This is a genomic window from Sinorhizobium sp. NG07B (assembly GCF_002532005.1).
GTDB classification, from domain to species: Bacteria; Pseudomonadota; Alphaproteobacteria; order Rhizobiales; family Rhizobiaceae; genus Sinorhizobium; species Sinorhizobium fredii_C.
The window spans coordinates 63271-79545 of sequence record NZ_NWTD01000003.1 but is presented as its reverse complement, the minus strand read 5'-3'; the positions used below and the strand labels follow the sequence as shown (position 1 = coordinate 79545).

13 protein-coding genes are annotated in these 16275 nt (G+C 63.4%); 10 read left to right on the top strand and 3 right to left on the bottom strand.

Annotated elements, in window-relative coordinates; translation table 11 throughout:
* The gene (locus CO664_RS10385; protein WP_176536551.1) at positions 1-1458 is read left to right on the top strand and encodes an NAD-dependent succinate-semialdehyde dehydrogenase; all 1458 of its coding nucleotides are present in this window, start codon (positions 1-3) and stop codon (positions 1456-1458) included.
* A 296-nt stretch (positions 1459-1754) separates the two neighbouring features.
* Positions 1755-3020: a CAP domain-containing protein gene (locus tag CO664_RS10380; protein WP_234820210.1), complete on the top strand. Its 1266-nt coding sequence runs from the start codon at positions 1755-1757 to the stop codon at positions 3018-3020.
* A 130-nt stretch (positions 3021-3150) separates the two neighbouring features.
* Here CO664_RS10380 and CO664_RS10375 read toward each other — a convergent pair whose 3' ends face one another.
* Entirely contained in the window at positions 3151-4428 is a 1278-nt protein-coding gene (locus tag CO664_RS10375) for an FAD-binding oxidoreductase (RefSeq protein WP_097538690.1), read from the bottom strand.
* A 12-nt stretch (positions 4429-4440) separates the two neighbouring features.
* Positions 4441-5109, bottom strand: a complete 669-nt coding sequence (locus tag CO664_RS10370; protein ID WP_097538689.1) for a haloacid dehalogenase type II — start codon at positions 5107-5109, stop codon at positions 4441-4443.
* 321 nt (positions 5110-5430) lie between these two features.
* On the opposite strand from CO664_RS10370, the gene CO664_RS10365 reads away from it, so the two are divergent.
* From CO664_RS10365 to CO664_RS10335, 7 genes are all read left to right on the top strand, one after another.
* Entirely contained in the window at positions 5431-6267 is an 837-nt protein-coding gene (locus tag CO664_RS10365; RefSeq protein WP_037416355.1) for a GNAT family N-acetyltransferase, read from the top strand.
* A 13-nt stretch (positions 6268-6280) separates the two neighbouring features.
* Positions 6281-7654, top strand: a complete 1374-nt coding sequence (locus CO664_RS10360; protein WP_095678088.1) for an aspartate aminotransferase family protein — start codon at positions 6281-6283, stop codon at positions 7652-7654.
* Between the two features lie 258 nt (positions 7655-7912).
* The gene (locus tag CO664_RS10355; RefSeq protein ID WP_097538688.1) at positions 7913-8629 is read left to right on the top strand and encodes an HAD-IA family hydrolase; all 717 of its coding nucleotides are present in this window, start codon (positions 7913-7915) and stop codon (positions 8627-8629) included.
* An 85-nt stretch (positions 8630-8714) separates the two neighbouring features.
* Entirely contained in the window at positions 8715-10325 is a 1611-nt protein-coding gene (locus tag CO664_RS10350) for an ABC transporter substrate-binding protein (protein WP_037416343.1), read from the top strand.
* 92 nt (positions 10326-10417) lie between these two features.
* Complete coding sequence (locus CO664_RS10345; RefSeq protein ID WP_097538687.1) at positions 10418-11368, top strand: ABC transporter permease; 951 nt, start codon at positions 10418-10420, stop codon at positions 11366-11368.
* Complete coding sequence (locus tag CO664_RS10340; protein WP_037416316.1) at positions 11365-12234, top strand: ABC transporter permease; 870 nt, start codon at positions 11365-11367, stop codon at positions 12232-12234. Before CO664_RS10345 ends, CO664_RS10340 begins: the two co-directional genes overlap by 4 nt.
* Positions 12234-13895 carry an ABC transporter ATP-binding protein gene (locus CO664_RS10335; RefSeq protein ID WP_097538686.1) on the top strand — a complete coding sequence of 554 codons (1662 nt, stop codon included), beginning with the start codon at positions 12234-12236 and terminating at the stop codon, positions 13893-13895. The genes CO664_RS10340 and CO664_RS10335 overlap by 1 nt, the downstream gene beginning before the upstream one ends.
* Before the next feature lie 200 nt (positions 13896-14095).
* Here the strand turns inward: CO664_RS10335 and CO664_RS10330 are convergent, their stop codons facing one another.
* Positions 14096-14572, bottom strand: a complete 477-nt coding sequence (locus CO664_RS10330; protein WP_037416311.1) for an Lrp/AsnC family transcriptional regulator — start codon at positions 14570-14572, stop codon at positions 14096-14098.
* Positions 14573-14816: 244 nt separating this feature from the next.
* Here CO664_RS10330 and CO664_RS10325 point away from each other — a divergent pair, with 244 nt between their 5' ends.
* Complete coding sequence (locus tag CO664_RS10325; RefSeq protein WP_097538685.1) at positions 14817-16142, top strand: FAD-binding oxidoreductase; 1326 nt, start codon at positions 14817-14819, stop codon at positions 16140-16142.
* Positions 16143-16275: the final 133 nt, after the last annotated feature.

The window sequence follows — 16275 nt, the reverse complement described above, 5'->3', positions numbered from 1 at the left end:
ATGCTGAAGTTGAACGACAAGGAGCTTTTCCGCCAGGCCGGCCTGATCGACGGCGCATGGGTCGACGCAGCCTTCGGTGAGGTCGTCGAGGTCATCGACCCCGCGTCTCAGGACGTCCTCGGCACGGTTCCGGACATGGGGACGGATGAGACGCGGGCTGCAATCGAGGCTGCCGCTGCCGCCTTCGGAGCGTGGAAAAAGAAGACGCATGCCGAGCGGGCCGCGCTGCTCGAACGCTGGCACGCGCTGATGATCGAAAATCTCGAGGATCTGGCGCTGCTCCTCACCCTGGAGCAGGGAAAGCCGCTCGACGAAGCGCGTGGCGAGATCCGCTATGGCGCCGCCTTCGTCAAATGGTTCGCCGAGGAGGCCCGCCGCATCGGCGGCCATACCATCCCCTCGCCAACGGCGGACCGGCGCATCGTCGTCTTGAAGGAAGCAGTCGGCGTCTGCGCCATCGTCACGCCCTGGAACTTCCCGAACGCGATGATCACCCGCAAGGTCGCCCCGGCGCTCGCCGCCGGCTGCACCGTCGTCATCAAGCCCTCGGAATTCACGCCGTTCTCGGCGCTTGCGCTCGGTGTGCTGGCCGAGCGCGCCGGCATTCCGGCCGGCGTGATCAACATCGTCACCGGCATGCCGACCAAGATCGGCAACGAGTTCATGGCGAACGAGACGGTCCGCAAGATCTCCTTCACCGGCTCGACGCGCGTCGGTTCGCTTCTGATGCGCGGCGCCGCCGATAGCGTCAAGCGGCTCTCCCTCGAGCTTGGCGGCAACGCCCCTTTCATCGTCTTCGACGACGCCGATCTCGACCTTGCGGTCGAAGGCGCGATCGCCTCAAAATTCCGCAACGGCGGCCAAACCTGCGTCTGCGCCAACCGCATCCTGGTGCAATCGGGCGTCTATGACGCCTTCGCCGAGAAGCTCGCCGCCCGCGTCAACGCGATGAAGGTCGGACCGGGAACCGAGCCGGGCGTCGCCATCGGCCCGATGATCAACGCGGCGGCGATCGAGAAGATCGAGCGCCATGTCGAGGATGCGTTGGCCAGAGGCGCGAAGCTCGCGGCTCGCAGCAAATCTGTGCCGGAGGGCAAGCAATACACGGCCCCGATCGTGCTCACAGGAGCGACCACCGAGATGCTGCTCGCCAGCGAAGAGACCTTCGGCCCGGTCGCGCCCCTCTTCCGCTTCGAGACCGAGGAGGAGGCGATCGCTATTGCGAACGGCACGCCCTTCGGACTTGCCGCCTATTTCTACACGGAAAGCCTGAAGCGCTCCTGGCGTGTCGGTGAAGCGCTGGAATTCGGCATGATCGGTCTCAACACCGGCGCCATCTCCACCGAAGTCGCGCCCTTCGGCGGCGTCAAGCAATCCGGCCTCGGCCGCGAGGGCGCGCAATGCGGCATTGAGGAATATCTCGAAATGAAGAGCTTCCACATCGGCGGGCTGGCGTAACTTCGGGATACTCGCAAACCGTGTCGCTCGGGCGGGAACCGCTTCGAACACGAGGCGGTTCCCGCCAGGCGATCATCACCTCGGCAGTGGACAGCGCGCGAAACAATTCCTCCGAACACTGAGGATCTTCGTCCGTCCTGCGCCTTAGCGTCGTCTCGTGTCTCCGCGATAATAGCTCCGCAGTAACCGAGCGCGATTTTGCCATTTGCGACATCGCGCGAAGGGGCGGCGAAGATACATGTGCGAATCCCCAAGTTAGCCAATCATATTCCGCACCTTGGACACAGTTCGTTCCTATGGAGCGTTGGGGCGATGTACTCAACCAACAAGGAACGACTGCCAGGGAGACTTACCGAATGCCGCAGCACAGCGCGAATGAACAGTACCTGTTAGAGTTGATCAATGCCGAGAGGGCGAAAGCGGGCGTACAGCCGCTGGCCTTCGACAACGACCTCAGCGAAGCCGCCGAAGGGCACAGCCAGTGGATGCTCGCTGCCGACGTTTTCTCGCATACCGGTTCTGGGGGATCCAGTTCGACACAGCGTATCAAGGCGGCGGGCTATGTCTTGCAGGGGTCCTGGGCCATCGGTGAGAATATCGCCTGGGCAACGACCCGTGCCCCCACCGGCTATCAGGATGAAGTCAAGCTCCTGCACACCAACTTAATGAACTCGTCGGGTCACCGCGCCAACCTTCTCAATCCGAATTTCCGCGAGGTCGGCCTCGGCGTCGAGGTCGGTGACTATGGCGGCCGCAGCAGTGCGTTCGTGACGGAGAATTTCGCAAAGACCGGTTCCGACCTCTTCCTGACGGGCGTGGCTTTCGACGATCGCGACGGCGATGGCTTCTACGATCCCGGCGAGGGTCTCGGCGGCATCACGGTGACGGCCAAGAATTCAGCGGGGCAGCTTTTCAAGACCACGGCGAGCGCCGCCGGCGGCTATGACCTCGCGCTGAAGCCCGGCACCTATACCGTTACTTTCTCGGGCGCCAACATTGCCACGTCGACCCAGACGGCCACCATCGGCACGAAAAACGTCAAGAAGGATCTTATCGATCCGGCCATGACCTCAGGAACGCTGAGTGCGAATGCCGCAGCAGAAGGTTCGGCGCCGATGTCGACACCGGTCCACACTCCAGTCCCTTCCGATGCATCGGAGGGCGACGGAACGCCTACTTCGAACGCTTGGCTTGCGGATTTCCTCAAAGACAGCGGTGATTGGGACGCGGTGCAGAGCGACCGCTTGACCGGTTCCGCCAGTGATGAGGCAAGCGCCCCGGTGGCCAAGAATGGCGATCATCTTGCTCTCGCGCTCAATGGAGACCAGTTGCATTTTCAACCGTCCCTGGAGACTGTCGGCAAAGCCGATGAAATCGCCGACTTGTTCGAGGAGATGGTTGCGAACTTCGCTCACCGCGATTCTCTCCCGTCTCGGCTAGCGGACCATTCGGACGACCTCCAGGTGCCGGCGGACGTCGATGCCACGCACGACGCCCTTGCCGACATCCTGGTCCAGATGGCGACAGCTAGAGACAGCCTGAATTCGGATCTGTTTGTCTGAAGCCATCCGCCGGCGAAAGTCGCGGGTTCCCGCCAAGGCGGGAACCCGCGAACGTGCACATGAGCCGGTTGCTAGGGAGCGACATCGATCCGCGAGCGCTGGCTCGCCGCACCGTTGTCGGCTCCCCCAGCTACTGAACCCTGTCGAGCATCTTGTAGTACATGCCGACCAGCGGCAGGAACCACGGCTTGCCGAAATGTCCGGGCACCGCCGGCCAGGCGAGGTCCTTGACCGGGTTGCGATCGGCCTTGCCGAGAATGGCGTCGGCGATCAGCATGCCCATATGGGTCGACATCTGTGCCCCGTGGCCGGAATAGCCCATGGCGTACCAGAGCCCGTCGGCAAATCCCGCCCGCGGAAAACGGTCCTTGGTCATGTCGACCAGGCCGCCCCAACAGTAGTCGATCTCGACCTTGGCGAGATGCGGGAAGATTTCGGCCAGGCTCGCACGCAGGATCGCACCGCTCTTTTCGTCGGAGCGCTGATCCGACGTTGCCGAAAACCGCGCACGGCCGCCGAAGATCAGCCGGTTGTCGGGCGACAGCCGGAAATAGTTGCCGATATTGAGCGAGGTGACGCAGGTGCGGTTGCCGGGCATCGTCGCGGCAATCTCGGCCTCGGTCAGCGGCCTGGTTGCGATGATGAAGCTGCCGACCGGCACGATGCGGCGGCGGAAATAGCCGAAGGCGCCCGTCGTATAGGCGCCGGTCGCCAACAGCACCGTATCGGCCGTCACGCTGCCGCGCGACGTCGCCAGTTCCTGCTTGCCGCCCGACTGGCGCCGGCCCTTTACCGGGGCGTTCTCGACGACTGTCGCGCCGTGGCGGACCGCCGTATCGGCAAGACCGACGACGAAGCGGCCCATATGCATCATCGCGCTCTTCTTCGAGAGCATTGCACCGTGAAAGCAGTCCGAGCCGACCTCGTCCTTCAAATCGCCTTTCGTCAGAAGCGCCGTGTCCGGGTCGACCTCGCGGTTCACCACCTCGAAGTTCCGGGCGATCGCCTCGAAATGCACCGGCTTCGAGGCAAGCTTCAGCTTGCCGGCGCGCCGGAAGCTGCAGTCGATACCCTCCTCCGCCACGATGCGCTCGATCGTGTCGACGGAAGCGTCGTAGGCGCGGTAGAGCGCCGCCGCCCGCTCGGGTCCGAGTTCCGCCTTGGCGGCGACGAAGCTGTGGGCAATGCCGTTGTTGAGATGGCCGCCATTGCGGCCGGAGGCGCCCGATCCGACCGCCCCCGCCTCCAGCACGATCACTTTCGCGCCGGCCAATGCAAGCTGACGTGCAGCTCCGAGCCCCGTGAATCCGCCGCCGATGACGGCGACGTCATAGTGGCCCTCGACCGGTGCGCGGCTGCCCCCTTGAAAGGTGCGAGCCGTGTCGTGCCAGTAGGACTTGAGCTGCATGGCCATCTCCTGTCAGAGCCCGACGACGCCGGGCAGGCCGGAAATATCCTTGATTTCCGTATATCCATAGAAGGGATTTGCCGGCTCGTGGCCTCGGTTGACCCAGACCTTGTTCTTGATGCCGAGATCGTGCGCGGACATCAGGTCGTAGCGGAACGAGGACGAGCAGTGGAGAATGTCCTCCGGGCCGCAGCCCAGCATGTCGAACATATATTCGAAAGCCTTGAAGCGCGGCTTGTAGGCCTGTGCCTGCTCGGCTGTGTAGACTGCGTGAAAGGGAGCACCGAGTTTCTCGACATTCGACATGATCTGCGAATTCATAGCGTTCGACAGGATCACCAGCGGGATCTCTTTGGCGACCTTGGCGAGGCCGGCCGGCACGTCCGCATGCGGACCCCAGGTCGGCACTCGCTCATAGACCACACGGGCGGCCTCATCGCGAAATCTTATGCCGTTGCGCTTGCAGGTGCGTTCCAGCGAATTGTGCACCACTTCCGCATAGGGCTTCCAGTCGCCCATGATCTCGTCGAGACGATAGGCGGCAAAATTCTTGATGAACTCGGCCATGCGCGGTTCATCGAGCTGCTCACCGTAAAGGTCGCGCGCCGCTTCCGCCATCTGGAAGTTGGTCAGAGTGCCGTAACAGTCGAAGGTGATGTATTTCGGACGGAAGTTCGCCATGCGCATTCTCCTCTTCAATGACGTGACGGGGTTTATCCGAAATGGATCATAGGCGTGTCCCGTGCGCCGGCTTGCGCGATTTGGGCGCCTATTGAGGCAGATTGTACCGTATCCGCGGGCGGCTTTGGCACATGGTTGTGTGCACTGCCCGCAGCGCTCAGCCTTGTTCCCACGCTCGAGACCCTTTGCCGCTGCCCTGTCGGCATAAGATGCGGCGACCCGGCGGAGCAAAGATATAAGATACCGCCCCGACCGGCGCCTTCGGACGATCTGCCGGTCGCATTTCCTTAACACTTGCTGCAGGAAACCAAGGACCAGTCCATGCAGTTAAGTCAGATCGAACTTGCCCCGTTCGGCCCCGAGCATCTGGAGAGCGCCGCGCGCCTCTCCCGCCAGGCCGGCTGGCCGCATCGGCTGGAGGACTGGCAGATGGCACTGGCGCTGAGCGAGGGCGTCGTTGCTCTCGAGGCCGGCCGGGTTGTCGGGACGACATTGGTGACCACCTATGGGAACGGCTGCGCCACGATCAACATGGTGATCGTCGACGAGGCGATGCGCGGCCGCGGCCTTGGTCGCGGACTGATGGATGCGGCCCTGCGGATCGCCGGCGACCGCCGGCTCCGGCTGGTGGCGACGGCGGACGGCCTGCCTCTTTATGAAAAGCTCGGCTTCCGCGAAACCGGTACCGTGCTGCAGCACCAGGGCATCGCCAGAGAGCTTGCCGCCCCCGCTGAAACCGAGCCGGCGACCGCGGAAGACATTGCAGAGATCGCCGCCCTCGATCGCATCGCCTTCGGTGCCGATCGCCGGGATCTGATCGCGTATATCGTCAAGGTGGGCGAGTTCGTGGTCATCCGCCGCAACGGCCGTGTCGTCGGCTTTGCCGCCCTGCGCGCCTTCGGTCGCGGCGATGTCATCGGGCCCGTCGTCGCTGCAAATGTCGACGACGCCAAGGCGCTGATAACCCATTTCATCGCAAGGCGGGCCGGCCAATTCGTCAGGATCGATACCACCGCCGAAACCGGCCTCTCCCCCTGGCTGTCAGACCAGGGGCTTAGCAATGTTGGTGGCGCTTTTGCCATGGACAGACCCACCGTTGACCGCGCCGCAGACCGCGCGGCTTTCACCTTCGCCCTCGCCAATCAGGCGCTCGGCTGATCTGGAGGACTCGATGTACAGCAATTCCCTAATCGAACTCGATCGCGCCCATCTGGTCCACCCGGTCGCCTCCTATCGCAGCCACGAGCGGATCGGCGTGCGCGTCCTTCGGTCCGCCAAGGGCGCGACCGTGACCGACGCCTCGGGGCATACGATGATCGACGGTTTTGCGGGGCTTTGGTGCGTCAATGCCGGCTACGGCCATGAATCGATCGTCGAGGCGGCGGCCCGGCAGATGCGCGAGCTGCCCTATGCTACCGGCTATTTCGGCCTCGGCTCCGAACCGGCGATCCGGTTGGCGGCGGAACTGGCGGAGCGAGCGCCGGGCGACCTCAACCATGTCTATTTCACGCTTGGCGGATCGGACGCCGTCGACAGCACGATCCGTTTCATCCGCTATTACTGGATCGCCCGGGGCCAACCGCAGCGCGACCAGTTCATCTCCATCGAGCAGGGCTATCACGGCTCCTCAACCGTTGGTGCGGGCCTCACGGCACTGCCTCTGTTCCATGCGGGCTTCGGCATCCCGTTCGACTGGCAGCACAAGATTCCGTCGCACTATGCCTACCGCAACCCGGTGGGCGACGATCCGCAGGCGATCATAGATGCGTCGCTTGCGGCACTCAGGCGCAAGGTCGAGGAGATCGGTCCCGAGCGGGTCGCCGCCTTCTATGCCGAGCCGATTCAGGGCTCCGGCGGAGTGCTGGTACCGCCGAACGGCTGGATGAAGGCGATGCGTGAACTCTGCCGCGAGCTGGGCATCCTCTTCGTCGCCGACGAGGTCATTACCGGGTTCGGCCGCACCGGTCCGCTCTTTGCCTGCGAGGAGGACGGGATCGTTCCCGATTTCATAACCGTGGCGAAGGGCCTGACCTCCGGCTACGTGCCGATGGGCGCGGTTTTCATGGGCGATCATATCTACCAGACGATCGCGGATGGTGCCGGTGCCGTCGCCGTCGGTCACGGCTATACCTATTCGGCCCATCCGGTCAGCGCCGCGGTAGGACTTGAAGTGCTGAGGCTCTACGAGAACGGGTTGCTGGACAACGGCCGGAAAGCCGGCGCACGGCTGATGGCGGGGCTCAAAGGCCTCAAGGACCATCCGCTCGTCGGCGATGTGCGCGGCCGTGGCATGCTGGCCGCCGTCGAGCTGGTGGCCAACAAGGAGAAGAAGGCCCCGCTGCCGGCGGCCGCGGATCCGGCGCGGCGCATCTTCGACCGCGCCTGGGACAACGGCCTCGTCATCCGCGCCTTCGGCAACGGCGTTCTCGGCTACGCGCCGCCGCTCTGCTGCACCGACGCGGAAATCGACGCAATCGTCGAGCGCACGCGGCTGACGCTTGACCAGACCTTGGAGGACCCCGAAATTCGCGCGGCCCTCACCTGACCCCCGGCATCCGCTCAGAGAACAGCGGATCGGCGGTCGGAAAGGTGAAATACCGGTTTATGCCCATATTCGCAATTTTGTGCCGGCATCCTTCTTCCATTCAGAGACTCCGGCGAGCCGATGCTGCGAGACTGGATGGGTTAAGGGGCGCAGGAATGCCCGGGAAAGCAAGTCTTTCCGGCCCGTTGAAAACAGCATTTTCTTCTGATGCAGCCCAGCGCGAGCAAACTTCGCCCGCGCCAAATAGAGGAAAGAGCCTTGGCAAAGACCTTCGCCGATTTCAAGTATCTCACCTTCGACGTCGTCGGCACGCTGATTGATTTCGAAGGCGGCATCAAGGATTGCCTGGCCGACATCGGTAAGGAAGCGGGCGTCACGATCGACGGCGAAGAGGCGCTGAAGCTTTACCGGGCAGGGCGTTACTCTGCCGATGCCGACCTCTTCCCCGACGATCTGGTCCGCGTCTATCTCGCCATTGCTCCGGAGCTCGGTCTTCCCGCCGAAGCAAAATATGGCGAAAGGCTGCGTGATTCCGCCGAGGGCTGGAAGGGTTTTGCCGACAGCGCTGAGGCGCTTGCCCGCCTTGCTAAGCGCTACCGCCTGATCGCCATGACCAACGCCCGGCGCTGGGCTTTCGAGCATTTTTCCCGCGAGCTCGGCAATCCGTTCTATGCCGCCTTCACCGCCGACGATACGGGCACCGAAAAGCCGGATCCGGCCTTCTTCGAGAAAATCTTCGCCTTCGTTGCGGCGGAAGGCAATTCGAAGGACGACATCCTGCACGTCGCCCAAAGCCAGTATCACGACATCGGCATCTCGCGGAAACTCGGGCTGACCAATTGCTGGATCGAACGGCGCCATGCCCAGAAGGGCTATGGCGGCACAATCGAGCCGGCCGAGTTCACCAAGCCCGACTTTCATTTCACCTCCATGGCCGGCCTTGCCGACGCCGTGGAGAAAGCCAAAGCCGCCTGAAAGGCGGGCGAAGCATTCCACCTGAACCCCGTATGCAAAAGAAGACGGGGCGATCCGACCAACCACCAAGCGAATGGGGAACGACATGACTGACAAAATTACCAACTGGACCGGAAAAGACGACGCAGTCGTCGAAAACGCCATTCGCCGCGGCGCCACCCGCCGCGAGCTCCTGCAGATGCTGCTGGCCGGCGGCGCCGCCATGTCGGCCGGCGGCCTGGTGCTTGGCCGCGCCTCTGACGCGGTGGCCGCAACTCCGGTCAAAGGAGGGCACCTCAAGGTGGCGGGCTTCACGTCTTCGACCGCAGACACGCTCGATCCGGCCAAAGCTTCGAATTCCACGGACTATTCGCGATGCTCCGCGGTTTATAACCGCCTCTCGAGCCTCGACAAATCCGGCGCCACCCAGATGGAGCTGGCAGAAAGCATCGAAAGCGCCGATGCCAAGGTGTGGACCGTGAAATTGCAGAAGGGCGTTACGTTTCACGATGGGAAGTCGCTGACATCCGCAGACGTAATCTTCTCGCTCAAGCGCCATCTGGATCCCGATGTCGGTTCCAAGGTCAATGCTATTGCGAAGCAGATGACCGGCTTCAAGGCAGTCGACGATCTCACGGTCGAAATCACGCTCGCCGATGCCAACGCAGATCTGCCGACGATCCTGGCGCTGCATCATTTCATGATCGTCGCCGACGGCACCGCCGACTTCTCCAAGGGCAACGGCACCGGACCGTTCGTTCTCGAAAACTTCGAGCCGGGCGTGCGCTCGGTCATGCGGAGGAATGAGAACTACTGGAAGTCAAAGGGACCATATGTTGACTCCTTTGAGTTCTTGGCGATCAGCGACGATAGCTCCCGCGTCAATGCGCTTCTGTCCGGGGACATCCATGTCGCCGCCGCCATCAACCCCCGTTCGGAGCGCCTTGTGGCAAGCCAGCCAGGTTTCGTTCTCTCCAAATCGAGTGCCAACAGCTACACCAACCTCAACATGCGCCTCGACGCGGCCCCGGGTCAAAACAAGGACTTCGTGGCCGGTATGAAGCACCTGGTCAATCGCGAGCAGATCCTGAGGGCGGCCCTGCGCGGGCGCGGCGAAATCGGCAACGATCAGCCCGTCTTTCCGGGCAACGTCTACCGCAACGACGATATCAAGCCAAAGGCGTACGATCCTGAAAAGGCAAAATTCCATTTTGAAAAGGCCGGCGTTTTCGGCCAGACCATCCCGGTGGTCGCTTCCGACGCGGCTACCGGTTCGGTGGACATGGCAATGGTCATCCAGGCCGCCGCTGCCGAGATCGGCCTGAAGCTCGATGTCCAGCGCGTGCCCTCGGACGGTTACTGGGACAATTACTGGCTCAAGGCGCCGATCCATTTCGGCAACATCAATTACAGGCCGACGCCCGACATCCTGTTCTCGCTGCTCTACGCCTCCAGTGCTCCCTGGAACGAGAGCCAGTACAAATCGGAAAAGTTCGACAAGATGCTGATCGAGGCGCGCGGTTCGCTCGACCAGGAGAAGCGCAAGGCGATTTACCATGAGATGCAGGTCATGGTCGCCGAGGAGGCCGGTACCATCATTCCGGCCTACCTGACTGGTATCGACGCCATCACAGACAAGCTCAAGGGCATGGAAACCAACCCGCTCGGCGGTATGATGGGTTATCGCATGGCCGAGCATGTCTGGTTTGAGGCCTGATTGGGCCACTGGCCTAGGGGGCTGCAGCTTCGATGCTGCGGCCCCGGACAGTATGGTTTGAAACCTATCTTGAAAGCCGAAAGGGAGCGCGCGTGAACAACCGGGTCCTATCCCTTGCGCTGAGTAGATTGCTCATCGCCTTCATCACCCTGATGATTGTCTCCTTCGCCGTGTTCTTCGCGACAACGCTCCTGCCGGGCGATACCGCGTCGATTCTGCTCGGCCAAGCCGCCACGCCGGAAGCCGTCGAGGGTCTGCGTAAGGCCATGCATCTCGACGAGCCGGCAATCCTCCGTTTCCTGCGCTGGATCGTCGGTCTCGTGCAGGGCGACCTTGGTACCTCCTATGCAAACGAGATGCCTGTCGCCGATTTGATCGGCGGGCGCTTCGTCAACACACTGAAGCTCGCGGGCGTCACCGCGCTCTTCTCCGTGCCGATCGCGCTGACGCTCGGCATAACAGCGGCGATGCTGCGCGGCTCGCTCTATGACCGCGTCGTTACCGTGCTAACCATCGGCGTGATCTCGGTGCCGGAATTCATGATAGCGACCTCCGCAGTGCTGGTCTTCGCCGTCTATCTGAAGTGGCTGCCGGCGCTCTCGGTTGCCAATGAAGTCACCTCATTCGCCGATCTCCTGCGCATCTATGCAATGCCGGTCATAACGCTGACCTTCGGTGTCTCGGCTCAGATGATCCGCATGACACGGGCAGCAGTGATCGAGACGCTCAACACGCCCTATGTGGAGATGGCGTTGCTCAAGGGCGCCTCGCGGCCGCGCATGGTTTTTCGCCACGCGCTGCCCAACGCTCTGGGCCCGATTGTCAATGCGGTTGCGCTTTCGCTCTCATACCTGCTCGGCGGCGTTATTATTGTCGAGACGATCTTCAACTATCCCGGTGTTGCCAAGCTGATGGTTGATGCCGTAGCGACCCGCGACCTGCCGCTCATCCAAAGTTGCGCGATGATCTTCTGTCTCGGCTACCTGCTGCTGACCACCACGGCCGACCTCATCGCCATCCTTTCCAATCCGAGGCTTCGATGACAATGACCACTTCGAGCACATCGACCAGCGCTATCCGGAAGTCCGGAAGCCGGCTTGGCTATCGTTTCAACCTCGTCGGCGTTATCGGCTTTTCGATCATCATCGCCTGGGCGCTCGTCGCGGTCTTCGCGCCGATGATCATCCCCTATCCTGTCGGCGAGATCGTCGATCTCGACTACTTCGGCCCGATGAGCCATGACTTCTGGCTCGGCTCCGACTATCTCGGTCGCGACATGCTCTCGCGAATCCTGATGGGCGCCCGCTACACGGTCGGCATCTCGCTTGCCGCGGTGACGATCGCTTGCTTCTCCGGCGTGGTGCTCGGCATGATCGCCGCGGTCGCCGGCGGCTGGCTCGACACAGTCTTGAGCCGCTTTCTCGACGCGCTCAACTCGATCCCGAGCAAGCTCTTCGGCCTCGTCGTCGTCGCCGCCGTCGGTTCCTCCATTCCGGTGCTGATCCTGACGTTGTCTGTAATCTACATCCCCGGCGCCTATCGCTTCGCCCGGGCCCTCGCCGTCAACATCAATGCGATGGATTTCATCACCGTCGCCCGGATCCGCGGCGAAAGCACCTGGTATCTGATCCGCTCCGAGATCCTGCCTAACATTGTCGGGCCGGTGCTTGCCGATCTCGGCCTCCGCTTCGTCTTCATCGTCCTGCTGCTCTCTGGTCTCTCCTTCCTCGGCCTTGGCGTCCAGCCGCCTTATGCCGACTGGGGCGCTCTCGTCCGGGAGAACATCGGGGGCCTTCCCTTCGGCGCGCCGGCGGTCATGTTCCCGTCGCTCGCCATCGCCACCCTGACGATCAGCGTCAACCTCCTCATCGACAACTTGCCGCAGAAGATCCGTGATCGGAGTGAATGATGGCTAATCTCGTGGAAATCCGTGACCTGAAGGTCGAAGCGACCACCGATTCCGGGCGCAAGGTCGAGATCATCAAGGGCGTCAGCATCGACATCGCCGACGGTGAGATCGTCGCGCTGATCGGCGAAAGCGGCTCGGGCAAGACGACGATCGCGCTGACGCTGATGGGCTACGCCCGTCCCGGCTGTCGCATTTCCGGCGGCAGCGTTTCCGTCGCCGGCAAGGACATGGTCCGGCTCAGCGAAACGGAGCGCGCCCGCATTCGCGGTACCGAGGTTGCCTATGTGCCGCAATCGGCCGCCGCCGCCTTCAACCCGGCCGCTACGATCATGGACCAGGTAATCGAGATCACCCGCATCCATCAGTTGATGTCGCCCGACGAGGCGCGTGCCAAGGCCGTCGCGCTCTTCCGTTCCCTGTCGCTGCCCGAACCGGAGACGATCGGCAGCCGCTATCCGCATCAAGTTTCCGGCGGACAGTTGCAACGCCTTTCCGCCGCCATGGCGCTGATCGGCGACCCGAAGCTGGTGATCTTCGACGAGCCGACCACTGCGCTCGACGTAACGACCCAGATCGAAGTGCTGCGCGCCTTCAAGTCCGTCATGAAGGCCGGCGGCATTGCCGGCGTCTATGTCTCCCACGACCTCGCGGTGGTCGCCCAGATAGCCGATCGCATTGTCGTCTTAAAGGGCGGCGAAGTGCAGGAGGTCGGCACCACGCAAGAGATCCTCAGCGACGCCAAGCACCCCTATACGCGCGAGTTGCTCGACGCCTTCGAACCTCAGCCGCGCGCCGCCCCCGGTCCCGCCGCATCTGCCCCGGCCCCGCTTTTGCAGATCGACACGCTGGTCGCGGGCTACGGGCCGCGACAGGCGGACGGATTGCCGCTTGTGCGCGCCGTCAAGCAGGTCTCGCTGAAGGTCGAGAAGGGCCGCAATCTCGGCATCATCGGCGAATCCGGCTGCGGCAAGTCGACCCTTGCCCGTGCGATTGCCGGCATCCTGCCCGCGGTCTCGGGCAGCATCCAGTTCGAGGGGCGCGAACTTGGCCGCAGCGCCCGCGAGCGCTCACGCGAACAGCTGCGCGAGATGCAGATCGTCTTCCAATATGCCGACACCGCACTCAACCCAGCAAAGTCAGTCGAGGATATCCTCGACCGGCCGCTCGCCTTCTACCACGGCATGGGTCGCAGCGCCCGCAGCGCCCGCATCGATGAACTGCTCGACATGGTGCGTCTGCCGCGCAACCTACGCCATCGCCGCCCCTCCGAGCTTTCTGGCGGCCAGAAGCAGCGCGTCAATTTCGCCCGGGCGCTCGCCGCCGAGCCGAAGCTGATCCTTTGCGACGAAATCACCTCCGCCCTCGATACGGTCGTCGCTGCCGCGGTCATCGACCTGCTCAAGGAACTGCAGCGCGAGCTCGGCCTCTCCTACGTCTTCATCAGCCACGACCTTTCGACGGTGCAGGCGATCTGCGACGAGGTGGTCGTCATGTATGCGGGCGAGAAGGTCGAGCAGCTCGCCTCGGCCGAGCTCGCGACCGGCGCGAAGCACCCCTATTCCAAGCTGCTCTTCGCCTCCGTGCCGAAACTCGACACCGGCTGGCTCGACGGTCTCGATCGGCGGCCGGAGCTGGCGCGGGCGTTCAGCAAGGCGGGGTAGAAATATCTGGTGGCGAATGCGATTGGCCTGATCCGCCTGCGCGCACGGCGGGGAGAACGGACGAGCCGCGGGCTGCCAGTCCCGCCTTGACGAGGGCTGCCGCTGCCATGCCTGGTAAGCCGCGGGTTCCGGTCCCCTCTCCCCGTCAAAACGGGAGAGGGTTAGGGTGAGGGGCGAACACATGAATCGAGAGGCGCCACCTATACCTGAAACAGGCTGGTCAGCGGCATGTGCGATTTGACGATCGGCGACTTCAAGACGACATAGCTGAAATACTTGTCGATGCCGACATCCATGTCGATCAGCCGTTCCATGATCGTCTGGTATTCGACGATCCCGCCGGTGACGAACTTCAGGAGGTAGTCGTAACCGCCGGACACCAGGTGACACTCCACGACGGAGTCGACCTTCTCGACGGCGGCGAGAAAGCGGGCGAAGTCGATCTGGCGATGATTCTTCAGCGTCACCTCGGTGAAGACCGTCAGGGTCTGGCCGAGCTTGGCAATATTGATTTGCGCCGAATAGCCGACGATATAGCCTTCCGCCTGCAGCTTCTTCACCCGCATCAGGCAGGGGCTGGGCGAGAGATTGACGAGTTCGGCGAGCTCGACATTGGTGATGCGGCCGTTCTTCTGCAGTTCGTAGAGGATCTTGATGTCGATCCGGTCGAGTTTCATCGGCGCTCTCCAATTGGCCCGGGGGCCGCAATACGACTCGGACTGTCCAGCATCTTATGCGGCGTGTACTGGCTGACAAGCTGAAAAGGCCTACCCTGCCCTGATAAGTTTAGGCAATCTCCGCCAGAATAAGCATTGGCCCTGGGTCGAGCGAACGGAAGAATATGCTGTGAAGCGCCGATGTGCGGCAGTCTTGCAATCGCCGAAGCGCTAGAATGCCGTTCGGTTCGACCGGAGACCGCTGATGCCTGCCCCGCTTCTTCATATCGAAACCACGCCAGCGCTGCCGGCGAGCGCCGACGCCGTCGTCATTGGCGGCGGCATCGTCGGGGTTTTTGCCGCCTATCATCTGGCACGGCGCGGCCTCAAGGTCGCGCTCCTGGAAAAAGGCCTGGTCGGCGCCGAGCAATCCAGCCGCAATTGGGGCTGGTGCCGACAGCAGAACCGGGACGCGCGCGAGTTGCCGATGGCGACCAAGAGCCTGTCGCTCTGGGAGAGCTTCGCCGCGGAAACCGGCGAAGACACCGGCTTTCGCCGCTGCGGCCTGCTCTATCTCAGCAATGACGAAAGCGAGCTTGCCGGCTGGGCACGCTGGGGCGACTTTGCCCGCGGCGTCGGAGTGACGACCCACATGCTCGATCAAACGCAGGCGAGTGAAAAGGGTGCGGCGACCGGCCGCCGCTGGAAGGGAGGCGTCTTTTCGCCGAGCGACGGCACCGCCGATCCCTCGCGCGCCGCGCCGGTTGTCGCCCGCGCGGTCATGAAGCTCGGCGGAACCGTGCACCAGATGTGCGCGGCCCGCGGCATCGAGCTCGAGGGCGGACGGGTCAGCGGCGTCGTCACCGAAGCCGGCACGATCCGCACGCCGATTGTTGTGCTTTCCGGCGGCGCCTGGGCTTCCTCCTTCTGCCGTCAACTCGGCATCCGCTTTCCGCAGGCCTCGATCCGCGCCTCGATCCTCTCCGTGGCGCCCGGTGCCGAGGACCTGCCGCCAGCCCTGCACACCGCCGCAGTCTCGGCGACGCGCCGTAGCGACGGCGGCTATACGCTGGCGATCAGCGGCCGCGCCCGGGTCGATCCGACCCCGCAGCAGATGCGCTTTGCCCGGCATTTCGTACCGATGTTCGCGCGACGCTGGCGCAGCCTGGCGCCCGGCGGCATCGAAGGCTGGAAATCCGGTCATGAGACGCTGTCGCGCTGGCGGCTCGACCGGCCGACGCCGATGGAGTTCAACCGCATCCTCGATCCTCGCCCGGATCAGGCGCAGATCCGGTTGACTTTGAAGCGGGCCCGGGCGCTCCTGCCGGCGCTCGAGAAGCGGCCGGTCAGCGCCGCCTGGGCCGGCTATATCGACAGCACCCCGGACGGGGTCCCGGCAATCGGCGAGATCGGCTCGCTCCCCGGCCTGGTGCTCGCCGCCGGCTTCAGCGGCCACGGCTTCGGCATCGGACCCGGCGCGGGCCACCTTGTCGCGGACATCGTGACGGGTGAGCCGCCGATCGTCGACCCGAAACCTTATCGACCCGACCGGCTGAACGGCTCGGCCTGGGGCAAGGTCGCCGATTTTTGACACGATTTTTGATGCGGGCAATGTGGCAACGCGGCTGTACAGCCCAGCGGCCCGCGAACGGGCGCGGGTGAAAGTGGAGTTTGCGGCCGGGTCGCGCACACTTCGCCGCTCCCGCGTCCCTTGCTCGAAGATG

Bases quoted from the DNA above. Each gene is read 5' to 3' on its own strand.
- CO664_RS10350 (WP_037416343.1), top strand. From the start codon at position 8,715: ATGACTGACAAAATTACCAACTGGACCGGAAAAGACGACGCAGTCGTC.
- CO664_RS10360 (WP_095678088.1), top strand. From the start codon at position 6,281: ATGTACAGCAATTCCCTAATCGAACTCGATCGCGCCCATCTGGTCCAC.
- CO664_RS10375 (WP_097538690.1), bottom strand. From the start codon at position 4,428: ATGCAGCTCAAGTCCTACTGGCACGACACGGCTCGCACCTTTCAAGGG.
- CO664_RS10370 (WP_097538689.1), bottom strand. From the start codon at position 5,109: ATGGCGAACTTCCGTCCGAAATACATCACCTTCGACTGTTACGGCACT.
- CO664_RS10330 (WP_037416311.1), bottom strand. From the start codon at position 14,572: ATGAAACTCGACCGGATCGACATCAAGATCCTCTACGAACTGCAGAAG.
- CO664_RS10365 (WP_037416355.1), top strand. From the start codon at position 5,431: ATGCAGTTAAGTCAGATCGAACTTGCCCCGTTCGGCCCCGAGCATCTG.
- CO664_RS10340 (WP_037416316.1), top strand. From the start codon at position 11,365: ATGACAATGACCACTTCGAGCACATCGACCAGCGCTATCCGGAAGTCC.
- CO664_RS10325 (WP_097538685.1), top strand. From the start codon at position 14,817: ATGCCTGCCCCGCTTCTTCATATCGAAACCACGCCAGCGCTGCCGGCG.
- CO664_RS10385 (WP_176536551.1), top strand. From the start codon at position 1: ATGCTGAAGTTGAACGACAAGGAGCTTTTCCGCCAGGCCGGCCTGATC.
- CO664_RS10380 (WP_234820210.1), top strand. From the start codon at position 1,755: ATGGAGCGTTGGGGCGATGTACTCAACCAACAAGGAACGACTGCCAGG.
- CO664_RS10335 (WP_097538686.1), top strand. From the start codon at position 12,234: ATGGCTAATCTCGTGGAAATCCGTGACCTGAAGGTCGAAGCGACCACC.